General features: G+C 54.1%; 16 protein-coding genes and 1 other annotated feature. Of the genes, 11 read left to right on the top strand and 5 right to left on the bottom strand.

Features of this window, described 5'->3' with window-relative positions; translation table 11 throughout:
* Positions 1–278: 278 nt before the first annotated feature.
* Positions 279–632, bottom strand: a complete 354-nt coding sequence (locus J3351_RS10770; RefSeq protein WP_156059797.1) for a cupin domain-containing protein — start codon at positions 630–632, stop codon at positions 279–281.
* Positions 633–777: 145 nt separating this feature from the next.
* Here J3351_RS10770 and J3351_RS10765 point away from each other — a divergent pair, with 145 nt between their 5' ends.
* The 5 genes from J3351_RS10765 to J3351_RS10745 all read left to right on the top strand — a co-directional run bounded on the left by J3351_RS10765 (position 778) and on the right by J3351_RS10745 (position 3,924).
* Positions 778–1,110, top strand: a complete 333-nt coding sequence (locus J3351_RS10765; protein ID WP_005943481.1) for a helix-turn-helix domain-containing protein — start codon at positions 778–780, stop codon at positions 1,108–1,110.
* 244 nt (positions 1,111–1,354) lie between these two features.
* Positions 1,355–1,792, top strand: coding sequence for a radical SAM mobile pair system MarR family transcriptional regulator (locus tag J3351_RS10760; RefSeq protein WP_156059798.1), 438 nt, complete (start codon positions 1,355–1,357; stop codon positions 1,790–1,792).
* Positions 1,789–2,478, top strand: coding sequence for a radical SAM mobile pair protein A (locus J3351_RS10755; protein ID WP_156061590.1), 690 nt, complete (start codon positions 1,789–1,791; stop codon positions 2,476–2,478). The genes J3351_RS10760 and J3351_RS10755 overlap by 4 nt, the downstream gene beginning before the upstream one ends.
* Positions 2,466–3,374, top strand: a complete 909-nt coding sequence (locus tag J3351_RS10750) for a radical SAM mobile pair protein B (protein ID WP_207697731.1) — start codon at positions 2,466–2,468, stop codon at positions 3,372–3,374. Before J3351_RS10755 ends, J3351_RS10750 begins: the two co-directional genes overlap by 13 nt.
* 106 nt (positions 3,375–3,480) lie before the next feature.
* Positions 3,481–3,924 (top strand): GNAT family N-acetyltransferase, encoded by a 444-nt coding sequence (locus J3351_RS10745; RefSeq protein WP_117477155.1) that lies wholly within the window; start codon positions 3,481–3,483, stop codon positions 3,922–3,924.
* A 259-nt stretch (positions 3,925–4,183) separates the two neighbouring features.
* On the opposite strand, the gene J3351_RS10740 is transcribed toward J3351_RS10745, so the two are convergent.
* Positions 4,184–5,128: a bile acid:sodium symporter family protein gene (locus J3351_RS10740; RefSeq protein WP_207697730.1), complete on the bottom strand. Its 945-nt coding sequence runs from the start codon at positions 5,126–5,128 to the stop codon at positions 4,184–4,186.
* A gap of 106 nt (positions 5,129–5,234) precedes the next feature.
* Positions 5,235–5,491 (bottom strand) — a binding site (T-box leader).
* Positions 5,492–5,794: 303 nt separating this feature from the next.
* On the opposite strand from J3351_RS10740, the gene J3351_RS10735 reads away from it, so the two are divergent.
* Positions 5,795–6,289, top strand: coding sequence for a DUF6514 family protein (locus tag J3351_RS10735; RefSeq protein WP_207697729.1), 495 nt, complete (start codon positions 5,795–5,797; stop codon positions 6,287–6,289).
* 78 nt (positions 6,290–6,367) lie between these two features.
* Positions 6,368–6,682: a hypothetical protein gene (locus tag J3351_RS10730; protein WP_097771623.1), complete on the top strand. Its 315-nt coding sequence runs from the start codon at positions 6,368–6,370 to the stop codon at positions 6,680–6,682.
* An 87-nt stretch (positions 6,683–6,769) separates the two neighbouring features.
* On the opposite strand, the gene J3351_RS10725 is transcribed toward J3351_RS10730, so the two are convergent.
* From J3351_RS10725 to J3351_RS10715, 3 genes are all read right to left on the bottom strand, one after another.
* The gene (locus tag J3351_RS10725; protein ID WP_207697728.1) at positions 6,770–8,140 is read right to left on the bottom strand and encodes an NCS2 family permease; all 1,371 of its coding nucleotides are present in this window, start codon (positions 8,138–8,140) and stop codon (positions 6,770–6,772) included.
* 330 nt (positions 8,141–8,470) lie between these two features.
* Positions 8,471–8,929: a large conductance mechanosensitive channel protein MscL gene (gene mscL, locus J3351_RS10720; protein ID WP_005935290.1), complete on the bottom strand. Its 459-nt coding sequence runs from the start codon at positions 8,927–8,929 to the stop codon at positions 8,471–8,473.
* 230 nt (positions 8,930–9,159) lie between these two features.
* On the bottom strand, positions 9,160–10,851 hold the full coding sequence (locus tag J3351_RS10715) for a M3 family oligoendopeptidase (protein ID WP_097773434.1): 1,692 nt from the start codon (positions 10,849–10,851) through the stop codon (positions 9,160–9,162).
* Between the two features lie 244 nt (positions 10,852–11,095).
* On the opposite strand from J3351_RS10715, the gene acpP reads away from it, so the two are divergent.
* From acpP to J3351_RS10695, 4 genes are read left to right on the top strand one after another with little or no spacing between them, the layout of a single operon-like run.
* Positions 11,096–11,323 carry an acyl carrier protein gene (acpP, locus tag J3351_RS10710; protein WP_005935295.1) on the top strand — a complete coding sequence of 76 codons (228 nt, stop codon included), beginning with the start codon at positions 11,096–11,098 and terminating at the stop codon, positions 11,321–11,323.
* An 11-nt stretch (positions 11,324–11,334) separates the two neighbouring features.
* On the top strand, positions 11,335–12,207 hold the full coding sequence (accD, locus tag J3351_RS10705; RefSeq protein ID WP_207697727.1) for an acetyl-CoA carboxylase, carboxyltransferase subunit beta: 873 nt from the start codon (positions 11,335–11,337) through the stop codon (positions 12,205–12,207).
* Entirely contained in the window at positions 12,204–13,157 is a 954-nt protein-coding gene (locus J3351_RS10700) for an acetyl-CoA carboxylase carboxyltransferase subunit alpha (RefSeq protein WP_005935299.1), read from the top strand. Before accD ends, J3351_RS10700 begins: the two co-directional genes overlap by 4 nt.
* Positions 13,154–14,098 carry a beta-ketoacyl-ACP synthase 3 gene (locus J3351_RS10695; RefSeq protein WP_207697726.1) on the top strand — a complete coding sequence of 315 codons (945 nt, stop codon included), beginning with the start codon at positions 13,154–13,156 and terminating at the stop codon, positions 14,096–14,098. The genes J3351_RS10700 and J3351_RS10695 overlap by 4 nt, the downstream gene beginning before the upstream one ends.
* Positions 14,099–14,121: the final 23 nt, after the last annotated feature.

The raw sequence follows: 14,121 nt of genomic DNA, 5'->3' as shown, positions 1-14,121 counted from the left end.
CTGAAAAAAGCACACGAGCAAGGGCTGAAGCGTTCCGAAGTGCCTCCGTTTCTCGGTTTGAAGCGCTCTGACCGCAGCAACGATATGCCTGCCTAAAGGTTCGACTGCTGCTGACAATGCTCCACCATACAGTTTGTACCCGAACCCGATTCTTTACGAAAAAGGGTTCGGGTACGTTTTTGTTTATTGAAGTTTACCGCAGCAACCGAACGGTAAATGAGCAAAGGCAGGGTATCACCATGACGGTGGTATCCTGCCTTTTGTTTTGATATGTTTTATCAGTAGATCACAGCATCCGTTGCAGTATAGCCTTCGAGAGAATTCTCCTTGACCTGAATACAAATATAAGTGATTTCAGAATTGTTTGCAGCAAAGAACTGACGTTTTGCCACGGGAGAAATCCTCAGCCAGTCGCCTGCTGCAAGGCTGATTTCTTCGCCATCGATAACGACCTTGCCTTTGCCGGAAAGAACACCGTAGATTTCCTCATTTGCCTTGTGGGAGTGGACAAACGGAACATTTGCTCCCGCAGGAAGCGTATTCAAGCTGATCTCCGCACCAGTCAGGGCGAGCTTTTCATGAAGCTCCGTCCGATTTTCTTTTCCAACTGTCATTTTTGTGTAGCTTGCCATTGTAAGCACCTCCATTTTAATTCGCAATCTTTCATTGCCTGAGCTAAGTATAGAAGCTCACACATTCAAAAACAAGTACGCACCTTTTTGTAACTGTACACTCAAAAATGAATGTGCTATACTACTATATACAGAGGTGACTGATATGCGTACAAAAGAAGAACTGCCGGAATGTCCGGTTGCAACAGCAGTATCCCTGATTGGCGGAAAATGGAAACTCTTGCTTCTGCGCAATCTGAAAGAGCGTCCATGGAGATTCAATGAGCTGCAAAGAAGCATCGACGGGATCTCGCAGAAAGTTTTGACCGAGAGCTTAAGACAGATGATTGATGATGGGCTTGCCTACCGCCGTGATTATCACGAGAATCCTCCCAAAGTAGAATATGGGTTGACCGATCTCGGAACGGAAATGTTACCAATCGTCAATGCACTTGCAGACTTTGGCAATTACTATAAATCAGTCGTTGATCGGTCATGATCGATATTATGAAGCAGGGTTTAGGGCAGGCACGCCCCAACAAGTTCTGAAAAAAGACTACTCGGAACGGTAAACAAGCAAAGGCAGGGTATCATCACGGTGGTGATACCCTGCCTTTTAACATTATAGTATACTCGGTTTCGTTCAACAAATCGGAATTTACTTCTACTTAGACATACAAACTGTTGACAGTAAAACTCCTATATAGTATTATTTGATAAAATACTATATAGGAGTTTTTTGTGTGAAAATGAATGGCGGATTTCTTGTTACCAAAATAAAACAACTTGGAGATCGAATCTTTGAGAAGATTCTCAGCGAAAAGAATATTGATGCGTTTAACGGAGCCCAAGGGCGTATTCTTTATGTGCTGTGGCAGGAAAATGGAATCTCAATCAGGTCACTCTCAATCAAATGTGGATTAGCGTTAACTTCTCTTACTACGATGCTGGAAAGAATGGAAAATCAAGGGCTGATAAGACGCGTTCAGTCTGAAACGGACAAAAGGAAAACACTCCTGTTTCTGACTGAAAAAGCATATGCCTTAAAGGACGAATACGATTCTGTATCTGATGAAATGGGCAGTATTTACTACAAAGGTTTTTCGGAGGAAGAAATTACCCGGTTTGAGGAATGCCTCGACCGTATCAGAAAGAATCTTGAGGAGTGGCAGAAATCATGAGTGTTTGCATCAAAGATCAGATTCAAAACATGAATATCGTCATCGGATGTACAGTGGGGTGTGTATATTGCTATGCCCGCAATAATGTGAAACGCTGGCATATGATTGATGACTTTGCTGCCCCTGAATTCTTTCCGGGTAAGCTCAAGATGATGGAAAAGAAACGTCCGCAGAACTTTCTTCTTACCGGTATGAGCGATCTTTCCGGCTGGAAGTCAGAATGGAGAGACGAGGTATTTGAAAAAATCCGTGAAAATCCACAGCATCAGTTCCTGTTCCTTACAAAGCGACCAGATCTGCTGGATTTTGATACAGATTTGGAAAACGCATGGTTTGGTGTTACGGTGACGAGAAAAGCAGAACTGTGGCGTATTGACGCACTACGGGAAAATGTCAGAGCAAAACATTACCATGTTACCTTTGAGCCGTTATTCGACGATCCCGGTGCAGTTGACCTTTCCAGAATCAACTGGATCGTTGTCGGCACCATGACCGGGGTTCAGAGCAGGAAGGTTCATACGGAGCCGGAGTGGGCATGGTCTCTGACGGACCAGGCACATAAGCTCGGCATTCCGGTGTTTATGAAGGAAGACCTTGTCCCTATCATAGGGGATGAAAATATGATTCAGGAAATGCCAGAAGAATTCAATAAAGTATTAGAGGTACAGAGATCATGGCAGAAGTAATTGATGGAATCCTCATTCGTGAGGTGGAAACAAAGAACATCATGACCAAGTCCAGTCTGCCGGTAGGCGGTTACTCGGTCAATCCCTATGTAGGCTGTACACATGCCTGCAAGTATTGCTATGCTTCTTTTATGAAGCGCTTTACCGGACACACGGAGGAATGGGGCACTTTCCTTGATGTGAAGCATTGGCCGGAAATTAAAAATCCGAAGAAATATGCCGGACAGCGGGTGGTCATCGGTTCTGTGACAGATGGCTACAATCCACAGGAGGAGCAATTCGGGAATACTAGAAAACTTCTGGAGCAGCTGATCGGCAGTGACGCAGATATTCTGATCTGCACAAAGTCGGATCTTGTGGTACGGGATATTGATCTGTTGAAGAAGCTTGGACGTGTAACCGTTTCATGGTCGATCAACACACTGGATGAAAATTTCAAGAACGATATGGACTCTGCTTCGAGCATTGAGCGGCGTATCGCTGCTATGAAGCAGGTATATGAAGCAGGTATCCGTACAGTCTGTTTCGTATCCCCGGTATTTCCCGGTATCACGGATTTTGAAGCAATCTTTGAGCGGGTAAAGGATCAGTGCGATCTGTTCTGGCTCGAAAATCTCAATCTTCGAGGCGGTTTCAAAAAGACAATTATGGATTATATCACCGAAAAACATCCTGATCTTGTACCACTTTACGACGAGATCTATAACAAGCATAACCGCAGCTACTTTGAAGCACTTGAAGTAAAAGCTGCGGAAATGGCTAAGAAGTATGATTGTCCCTTTGTGGATAATGAAATGCCTTATGGAAGAGTCCCGCAGGGGCATCCGGTGATCGTAGATTATTTCTATCATGAGGAAATCCGTGGGACAGAGAATACCGGAAAAAGAAATCGTTAAACAGAAATTTTGTAAGAACTTTGAACGAGGGAGACTCCTTGTCCGAAGGGCAAGAAGGTGCAATCGAGAAGATTTAGAACAATTCCAGTTTGACGGAGTAATGGATATGAAAATCCGAGAAGTGAATGAGAATAAAAAGCAGTTTATATCATTATTGTTATTAGCTGATGAACAGGCGAGCATGGTTGATCGGTATCTTGAAAAAGGAACTATGTATGTGCTTGAAGACAATGATGTAAAAGCTGAATGTGTTGTCACCGATGAAGGTAACGAAATACTTGAAATTAAGAATATCGCAGTCGATCCGGAAAATCAGGGAAAGGGCTATGGCAAAGCACTAATTGATTTTCTTGCCGGTAAATATGCAGATGAATATTCTGTTTTGCAAGTTGGAACAGGTGACAGTCCATTGACGATACCATTTTATGAAAAATGTGGATTTGTTCGTTCTCACAAGATTCCTAATTTCTTTACCGATAATTATGACCACCTAATTTATGAGGGCGGTGTACAACTAATAGATATGGTATATTTGCAAAGGCATATATAACTTCCAGTTTGCCGTACTCGTTCCCAGCAGGGTCTGGGGCAGGTACGCCCCAACAAGAACACGTTTGCGCAGCAAGACGGAGGGGCCCCGCCCCGACAAGTTCCTGCGGAGGCACCACTCGGAACGGTAAACAAGCAAAGGCATGGTATCACCATGGAGGTGGTACCCTGCCTTTTGATATTATAGTATACTCGGTTTTTGTTCAGCAAATCGAAAGGTGTAAGAGAGGTTTCCGGGCGGTTGAGGTTCTTATGAACCATCAGTCCTTCTTCTCTGCAGTGCGGGCAAAGAAGTTGGCAAGGAGGGCACCGGAAATGTTATGCCACACAGAGAACACAGCACCGGGGATGGTTGCCAGCGGATACTGTGCAAAGTGAGCAGCGGCCAGAGAGGTGGCCAGACCGGAGTTCTGCATACCGACCTCGATGGAAATTGCACGGCACTTAGTGGAGTCCAGCTTCAGCAGCTTGCCCACGCCAAAGCCGGTGAGATAACCCAGCAGGTTGTGCAGGATGACCACGGCCAGGATCAACAGACCGCTGGTCATGATCTTAGCGGAGTTTGCGGACACAACGGCGCAGATGATGAGCACGATGGCAGTGGTGGAGATCAGCGGCAGCACACGGACGGCATTCTGGGTGAAGGCGTGGAAGAAGTGGTTGACCACAAAGCCCAGTGCGATGGGAACCAGCACCACCTTGACGATGGACAGGAACATGTTCACGGGGTTCACCTCCACGCGCTGACCGGCATACAGCAGGGTGAGCAGCGGGGTGAGGAACGGAGCCAGCACGGTGGAAACAGCAGTCATGCCAACGGACAGTGCAACGTCGCCCTTAGACAGATAAGTCATCACGTTGGAGGAGGTGCCGCCGGGGCAGGTGCCCACAAGGATGACACCGATGGCCAGCTCAGTGGGCAGATGGAACACCTGGGTCAGCGCCCATGCCAGGAAGGGCATCAGGGTGAACTGTGCCACGCAGCCAATGACCACGTCTTTCGGGCGGCTGAACACCACCTTGAAATCCTCCGGCTTCAGGGTAAGACCCATGCCGAACATAACGATGCCCAGCAGAGTGTTGACCCATGCGGTCTTTACCACGCTGAATGTGCCGGGGAAGAACAGGGCCAGCGCTGCCACCACAATGACGATAGCAGCCATATACCTGCCTACAAAGTCGCTTACTTTTTCCAGTGTTTTCATGTTAAACTCTCCTTTTCCAGGTCCTGATTTTTGCGGATGCAAAGGCAATGAAACATCCGGAAAATGGCTTTCCCGCAAACAAAAACGCCTTTGTCCCTTACGGTTTGTAAGAGACAAAGGCGTAAATCCTCTGCGGTACCACTCTTATTGCCGGTGCAAAGCCCGGCCCCTCAGTGCGCATCCAACAATGCGCGGCCCGTGATAACGGGAGCCTGCCGTTCCCGCTTACTGGGGCGCAGATGCCGCCCATTCAGCCGGAAAGCTCGGAGAGGATCTTCCCACGGACACCCTGCACTGCCTTGCACCATCCGGCAGCTCTCTGCAGCATTCTTTCCGGGTACTCTTTCTCGTCATAGCCGAATATTTCACTGCCCCGGAGTATACTCCCCTGCAAGGGGAAAGTCAAGTGATGCGGCCCGTCTGATTTTTCATCTGGTTTGCCTCCGGAGTGAAAGCATTTCAGACAAGGGCAGTGCCGGTGTCTGCGGCAGACGATGCGGAGGCAAGGCAGAACGAGCAGCCTTATCCGCACAGCGAACAAGTGATATACCAGAAAGCTCGATCTTACGACTGATTTCGCAACTTTTTCTGTCAAAAAGTGGTTAAGCTGCGGCAAAGATTTTTCTTTTTGTGCTTTCGGTTTTCCGCGGAGCATTCTTTCCTCTGTTGCTGCGTGAAGTTGATTTTTCTCAATTTTACACGATATTCCGTAAAATTGTTCGTTCTCGTTTTCCGGTTCGTCTTTTTACTGCACCACCGGTTTCACCGGACATGCAAAACACGCCGCCAAATTTCGAAATTTTGGCTGTTTATTTTGAAGCCAAGAGATGGTATATAAAATTTGTCAGAACATTTTGCGGGCAGCGAACCTGCATTCATGCAGCCGTTTCAAAGCGGCGTGACAATTTTGACAGAGAGGTGATTGGTGTGTTTTGGTATCATTGTGTTATGGAACGACTTTATCATCCCGCGTGTGGTGCGTATACATCCTTTGGCATTGCCGCGTATTCTGCATCTCACGGACGACACCGAAAACTGCGGTTCATCTCAGATGTCTCCGTTGACCCGGTGCGGGTCCTTCGCCTGGCCGCGCGCTGTACCGCGTGCCAGCTCGAGCCGTCTCAGCTGATGGATGTGGTGGAGGATCTGCTGGCGGAATAAGGCCGCTTTTTGCGGGAGGAGTTTTTTCTGTCACAATTCTATGGTATACTGGTAGAAAAAACGCCGGAGGATACCACCATGGCAGAAACGAACCAGACCCAGCGGGAGGAAGAGCTGGCCCGCCGTGAGGCACTGCTTGCCCAGCGGGAGGCCCAGCTGGAAAAGGAGCAGGCAGAACTTGCCGCCGCCAAAGCCCAGAGCGCTGAGCGCAAAAAGACTCTGCTGGACAACAACGACCCGAATTTCGTCAACCCCAAGGAAAAGCTCTACGATAAATTCCCCCTCACGGTCCACCAGATGGACATCATCATTGGGGTGCTGTTTGCCCTCATTCTTCTGTTTCTGGTGCTGGGCATGACACACACCAGCTTTTTCGGGCTGTTCGGCGGCTGAACCCTGCCCGCCCCACCCGCGCAGGAACCAATAAACGCACGAAAGCCCCGGCCGGAGCCGGGGCTTTCTGTTTGCTGCAAATGCCTGTTACAGCAGGACGTATTTCAGGATGAACAGAACGGTCAGCACATACATCAGGGGGCTGATCTTCTTCTCCTTGGCCTTGCCGGTGATGACATTCAACAGGGTCCAGGAGATGACACCGATGGCGATGCCCTCAGAGATGCTGTATGCAGTGGGCATTGCCAGAATGGTCAGGAATGCGGGAATGCCCTCAGCAGGATCGTCGAACTCGATCTTCAGGGCAGAACCCATCATGTAGAAGCCTACGATGATCAGGGCCGGAGCGGTCGCAAAGCTGGGGATGGTCAGGAACAGGGGGCTGAACACCACGGCCAGCAGGAACAGCACACCGGTGGTCATGGAGGTCAGGCCGGTACGGCCGCCCTCGGTCACGCCGGAAGCGCTCTCGACGAAGGTGGTGGTGGTGGAGGTGCCCAGCACGGCACCGGCGCAGGTGGCGATGGAGTCGGCCATCAGCGCGCCCTTGATGTTGGGCAGCTTGCCCTCCTCATCCAGCATGTCGGCCTTGGAAGCAACACCGATCAGGGTGCCCAGGGTATCAAACAGGTCAACGAAGAGGAAGGAGAACATCACGGCGAAGAAGTTCAGGATGCCCACGCCGGAGAAATCGGTCTTGAACACCTGACCAAAGGTCTTGCCCAGAGCAGAGAAATCGAAGCTGATGAAGCTGGTGGGGATGACGCTGTACATGCCGGCATCGGGGTTGGGGATGTAGATGCCGGTCAGTTCGCAGAGGATGCCCAGCACCCAGGTGATGAGGATGCCGTACAGGATGCCGCCCTTGACCTTCTTGACCAGCAGGATGGCGGTGATGAGCACGCCCACCAGCGTGAGGATCGCACCCACGCCGATGCTATGGAAGGTCTCGCCCTTGAAGTGCTGATAGGTAACAAGGGTGGAATCGCTGTTCACGATCAGCTTTGCGTTCTGCAGGCCGACGAATGCAACGAACAGGCCGATGCCCACGCTGACAGCGCTCTTCAGGGTCATGGGGATGGCGTTGAAGATGGCCTCACGCACATTGGACAGGCTCAGCACGATGAAGATGATGCCCTCCACAAAAACGGCCATCAGGGCCAGCTGCCAGCTGTAACCCATGGTCAGGACGACCGTGTAGGAGAAGTAGGCGTTCAGGCCCATGCCAGGAGCCAGAGCGAACGGATAGTTGGCCAGCAGAGCCATCAGGGCAGTGCCAACGAACGATGCCAGCGAGGTGGCGATCAGGACCGCATTGGCATCCATGCCCGAAGCGGACAGGATGCTGGGGTTGACCGCAAGGATGTAGGCCATCGTCATAAAGGTGGTGACACCCGCCATGAGTTCGGTCTTGACATCGGTGTGGTTTTCTTTCAGGTGAAAGATCTTTTCTAACATGAAAGTTCCTCCTGTGTTATAGTAAAAATAAAAACCGCCGCGTGGGAACCGGCGGAAAGAACAGCTCTCATTGTAGCAGAACTGTTCCCACCTGTCCATGGTCGAAACACAGAAAATTCACGAAAAGTTCAAACTTTCTTGTATAGGTATGACTTATCCGAGGGCTTTTTGGCGTTTTATGGAATTTTTTCTTTCCAGTTATGGAGTTTGTGCCGCTCCGTATATTCCCATAGTCTGTATTTGCGATAAAATCGACCTCCTATTCACAAGAAAGCGCCCCCGCTCACTGCGATCTTACAGTGAACGGGGGCGCTGTGCTTTTCAGGGAACTCAGTCGTTGATCTCAGGGAAGCCTTCCAGCTTGGAGGTGCACTGGGGGCAGCGCACGGCCTTGATGGAGATCTCGCTCTGGCAGTAGGGGCAGACCTTGGTGGTCGGCTCCGCAGGAGCTTCCTCGGCCTCTTCCTTCTTCTTGTTGAACACGGCGTTGAAGGCCTTCAGCACCAGGAACAGCACAAAGGCAACGATCAGGAAATTGATGATCGCACTGATGAAAGAGCCGATCTTCAGATCAACATCGCCGATCTTGACAACAACCTCAGAGAAATCGTTGTTGAAGAACAGACCGATCAGCGGATTGATGACATCACCCACCAGAGAATTCACGATTGCCGTGAATGCCGAGCCGACGACCACACCAACTGCCATATCCAGCACGTTGCCGCGCATGGCAAAGGCCTTGAACTCCTCAAAAAACTTTTTGACACCCTTGATCTTTTGTTCTGCCATATTGCAATACCGCTCCTTTTCACACCCCGCAATGGGATCTTGTTGGTTCTATAATAATAGAAAAGAGCGGGTTTGGCAAGAGGTAAACCCCACCGTCAATGCTTCGCATTGCCACCGCCCCTAATAGGGGCGGCCCTGGCGTTACGGAAAGCTCTGCGAGTTTTCCTATATGCCAAAGGCCCCACTACTAGGGGGGCTGGCGAGCGAATGCGAGCCTGGGGGGTTAAGCCTTACACCTGATGCTCTGCGATCCACTGGCCCATCTGCTGGGCGATGGCCTTGATCGAGCCATCCTCAAAGGGAACCTTCAGCCCGGCGGTCTGCATCAGCTCTGTGTAGCTGGCCAGACCGGCACGGCGCACCAGCTTGAGGTAGCGCTCCCAGGCATCCTTGTGGTCCTTGAGGCTCAGCAGGAAAAACTGTAGTGCTGCCATGGTGGACAGGCAGTAATCAATATAGTAGAAGGGGCACTCATAGATGTGGAGCTGGCGCTGCCAGCCGGCACCGCGGCCATAGAAGGGCAGGTTGTCGAAATCGATCCAGGGGCGGTACTTGTGCTCCAGTTCCAGCCAGACGGCGTTGCGCTCGTCCGGGGTGAGGTCGGGGTTCTGGTACATCCTGTGCTGGAACTCGTCCACGATGCAGCCATAGGCCAGGAAGAGGAAGCTGTCCTCGGCGTGGAGCAGGGCGTATTTCTCAGTGTCCTTGCCAAAGAGCAGATGGTGCCAGGGAGCCGTCAGGAACTCCATGGCCATGGAATGGATCTCGGCGCTCTCCATGCCGGGGCACTCGAGGTCTGCGGGGACCTTGGGGTCACGCTCGGCCACATAGCCCTCAAAGGCGTGGCCGCACTCGTGGGTCAGCACGTCCACGTCTGCGGAGGTGTTGTTCCAGTTGGCAAAGATAAAGGGGGCCTTGTAGGTGGGCAGGCTGGTCATATAGCCGCCGGACATCTTGCCGGGGCGGCTCTCCACGTCGAACAGCTCATTGTCCTGCATGAAGTCAATGAATTCTGCGGTCTCGGGGCTCAACTCATGGTACATGGTGCGGGCAGCGGCCATCCGGGCATCGTAGCCGGGGATGGGAGAGGGGTTGCCGTCCTGAAACGCCACAGGCAGGTCGGAGAAGGTCAGGTGGGAGATGCCGGTGCGCTTGCAGCGCAGCTCGATCACCTTTTTCAGCTCAGGCACCACATCGCTGGCCACCTGGTCGCGGAACTTCCGGATCTCGGCAGGGCCGTAGCCGATGCGGTTCATCCGTACATAGGAAAGCTCGCTGTAATCGTGGTAGCCCAGGATCTGCGCCTGTGCGTTCAGGTTCTTGACGATCTTAGTGTACAGGCCGTCCAGCTCGTCACGGTGGGCATCGAAATACGCGGCCTCGGCCTCGTAGGCGGCGCGGCGGACGGCAGGGTCCAGGTTCTCCTTATAGGGGCCCAGCTGGGGAATGGTCAGCTGCTTGCCGTCAAACTCGACCAGTGCGCCGCCGTACACCTGCTGGTACTGGCTGACAAGGGCGTTGTACTCCTTCTGCAGCTCCACGGTGCGGTCATCCATGCCCAGCACGGCATTCTTCATACCGGCCACGCAGGTGGTGCCAAAGGCTTCGGTCAGCGCGTCCACATGGGCGTTGGCCAGAAATGCCCGGCTGATCTCCACCCGTGCGTTCTCCACGGCGGGACCGTTGGCATCAAAGAAGTCCTGCTCGGCCTTCCAATAAGCGTCACGGGTGTCGCAGGTGTAGTGGATGCTTGCCAGCTGTGCGGCGGTGCTGTAATCGGCAAAGGCGCGGCTCTGCTCGTAGTAAACATTCACCAGCTCCTCGCCGCTGGCGGCCCCGGCGGCCTTGGCGGCCAGTGCCTTGCACTGGCCCAGCAGGGCATCAATGTCCGGGCGGGTATAACTCATTTCGCTGAATTTCATGGGATCCATCCTTTCGTTCCTTCTTGTCTGAGTGCTGAACCCATATTAGCACGTTTGGGGAAAAAGGGCAATGGAAAAGAGGAACTGCCCCTGTGGAGGAAAGTGTGTCAGAATTGTAAAAGTTAAAATATTTTAGCTATTATTCTTGACTTATCCGACGATTCAGATATAATGGTCGTGTTCGCAAGAAACCTCAAACTTTTTAGATAATAAAAATACAAGTCAATCAAAGGAGAATATTACCATGACGTTTGAAGAAATGAAGAAGATCGTTGTTGACACCCTGAACTGCGAGGAGGACAAGGTGACCATGGAGGCCAGCCTGACCGAGGATCTGGAGGCCGACAGCCTGGATGCCGTGGAGCTGAACATGGCGCTGGAGGATGCCTGCGGTGTGTCCATCCCGGACGAGGAGCTGGCAAAGCTCAAGACCGTGGGTGACATCTACAACTACATCACCGCACATATCTGAGGAAACATGCGATGAATGATATCCGAGATCTGCTCCCCAACCGGATGCGGGAGCGCACTTTCCAGCTGAAAGCCAAGCGGGATGCCGGAGCCGTCTGGCACGAGCCGCAGTTTGTGGAGTGCAAGCAGTGCGGCCGCCGCGCTGCCCGCACCCTGTGGGGCAAAAGCCTGTATGTCTGCCCCAACTGCGGCTATCACATGCCCATTGGCGGGTATTACCGGCTCAGTCTGGTGCTGGATCACGGCAGCTTCCGGGAACTGGACGCTGACCTTGATCCGCAGGATGTGCTGAACTTCCCCGGATACGGGGAAAAGCTTGCCGCCGCCCAGAACAAGACCGGCCTGCACGAGGCTGCTGTCACCGCCGTCGGCCGCATTGGCGGCGTGGCCTGTGTGGCAGCCGTGCTGGACAGCCGGTTCTTTATGGGCAGCATGAGCACGGCTGTGGGCGAGAAGATCACCCGCGCCGTGGAGTACGCCACTGCCAAGCGCCTGCCTCTGGTCATCTTTTCGGCCAGCGGCGGCGCGCGGATGCAGGAGGGCATTTTCAGCCTGATGCAGATGGCCAAGACCAGCGCCGCCATCCAGCGCTTTTCGGCAAAGGGCGGGCTGTACGTCAGTGTGCTGACCCACCCCACCACCGGCGGCGTGACCGCCAGCTTTGCAAGCCTGGGCGATATCATGCTGGCCGAACCGGGGGCACTCATCGGCTTTGCCGGCCCCCGTGTCATTGAGCAGACCATCGGTGAAAAACTGCCCGCCGGGTTCCAGCGCAGCGAATTCCAGATGGAACACGGCTTTGTGGATCAGGTGGTGCCCCGCAGTCAGCTGCGGGATACGCTGATCCAGGTCCTGCAGCTTCATGCCGGAGGGAGACACGAATGATAAAAGATATTTTGGAGCAGCTGGCCCCGCTGGACGCACAGATCGCCGCGCTGAAGGGCAGCGGCAGTGACATGGAGGCCATCACCGCCCATGCATCCGAACTGGCAGAGCTGGCGGTGGAAGAGGACGAGATCCTGCGCTCCTGCGGCCCGCTGACCGCCGAGGATCGGGTCTTTCTGGCCCGTCACCCGGAGCGTCCGCACATCGACGAGACGATCTCTGCCCTGTTCACGGATTTCTTTGAGCAGCGCGGCGACCGGCAGTGCAAGGAGGACGCGGCCATTCTGGGCGGCGTGGCCCGTTTCCACGGGATGCCGGTGACGGTCATCGGCCACCGCAAGGGCTCCACGCTGGAGGAAAATCTGGCCTGCAACTTTGGAATGCCGGGGCCGGAGGGTTACCGCAAGGCTCTGCGCCTGATGAAGCAGGCTGAAAAATTCGGCCGTCCCATCATCACCTTTATCGACACGCCGGGCGCTTACCCCGGCAAGGATGCCGAGGAGCGGGGGCAGGGCGAGGCCATTGCCCGGAATCTGATGGAGATGAGCGGCCTGACGGTGCCGGTCATCGCCGTGGTCACCGGCGAGGGTTCCTCCGGCGGCGCGCTGGCACTGGGTGTGGCCAACCACATCCTCATGCTGGAAAATGCGGTCTACTCGGTGTTGAGTCCCGAGGGCTTTGCCAGCATCCTGTGGAAGGACTCCTCCCGCAGCGGCGAGGCCTGTGAGATGATGAAGCTGACGGCGCAGGATCTGTACCGCGGCGGCATCGTGGAAGAAGTGATCCCGGAGCCGGTGGGCGGTGCCCAGCGCTGCCACGCGGCCCTGTTTGAGCGCATGGATGCCGCTCTGCGCGCCCACCTGAAAGAATTGTGCCGCATGAGCGACCGGCAGCTGGCCGATCAGCGCTATAAAAAGTACCGCCAGATCGGAGAAACGAGGAACGCATGAATGGTTTACAGCTGATCGCCACCGGCGGGGCACTTCCCGGACGGACGATCACCAATGACGCGCTGAGCCGCATGGTGGATACCAGTGACGCATGGATCACCAGCCGCACCGGCATCCGCACCCGGCACTGGTGTACCGAGGACGAATCTGCCGCCACGCTGGCCATTGCGGCCGCGCGGCAGGCCCTTGACCGCAGCGGTCTTGCCCCGGCGGACATTGCCTGCTGTGTCTGCGCGACCCTTTCTGCCCCGGATGCCACCCCCAGCGTGGCCTGTCAGGTACAGGCGGCGCTGGGCCTGCCCGAAAACCGGCCCGCGCTGGACATCAACGCGGCCTGTTCCGGTTTTCTCTATGGCATGGCCGTGGCGCGGGGAATGCTGACGACTCTGGGCGGGCAGTATGCCCTCGTCATCGGGTGCGAAGCGCTTTCCCGCCTGATGGACCCCACCGACCGCTCCACCTGCGTGCTGTTCGGCGACGGGGCCGGAGCCGCCATTTTCCGGCTGGCAGATACCCCCTTTGCGTTGACGCTGGGGGCACGCGGCAGTGATGTCCTCCATGCGGGCGGGCCGAGCCGGGAAGGCTCTGCCCCCATTACCATGGACGGCAAGGCGGTGTTCCGCTTTGCGGTGGATGCCCTGCCCAAGTGCCTGCACACGGTGCTGGACGAGACCCGGCTGACCCTCGAGGATCTGTCGTGGGTGGTCTGCCATCAGGCCAACAGCCGCATCATCGACCACTGCATCAAGGCCCTGCAGGCCGACCCGGCAAAATTTTATAAGAACATGGATCGCCACGGCAACACCAGCGCCGCCAGCATTCCGGTCGCCCTCAACGAGCTGGCCGAGAGCGGGCAGCTGACCCCGGGCAGACCGCTGGCCTGCATCGGCTTTGGCGGCGGCCTGACCTGGGGCGGCGCGATTTTTCAATACAAAGAGTAAAAATCATGTTCGGCAAACGGGCT

It is taken from the genome of Faecalibacterium sp. Marseille-Q0746 (assembly GCF_017377595.1).
Taxonomy (GTDB): domain Bacteria; phylum Bacillota; class Clostridia; order Oscillospirales; family Ruminococcaceae; genus Faecalibacterium; species Faecalibacterium duncaniae.
The sequence above is the reverse complement of the archived record's forward strand: the minus strand, read 5'-3'. Positions and strand labels throughout refer to the sequence as shown.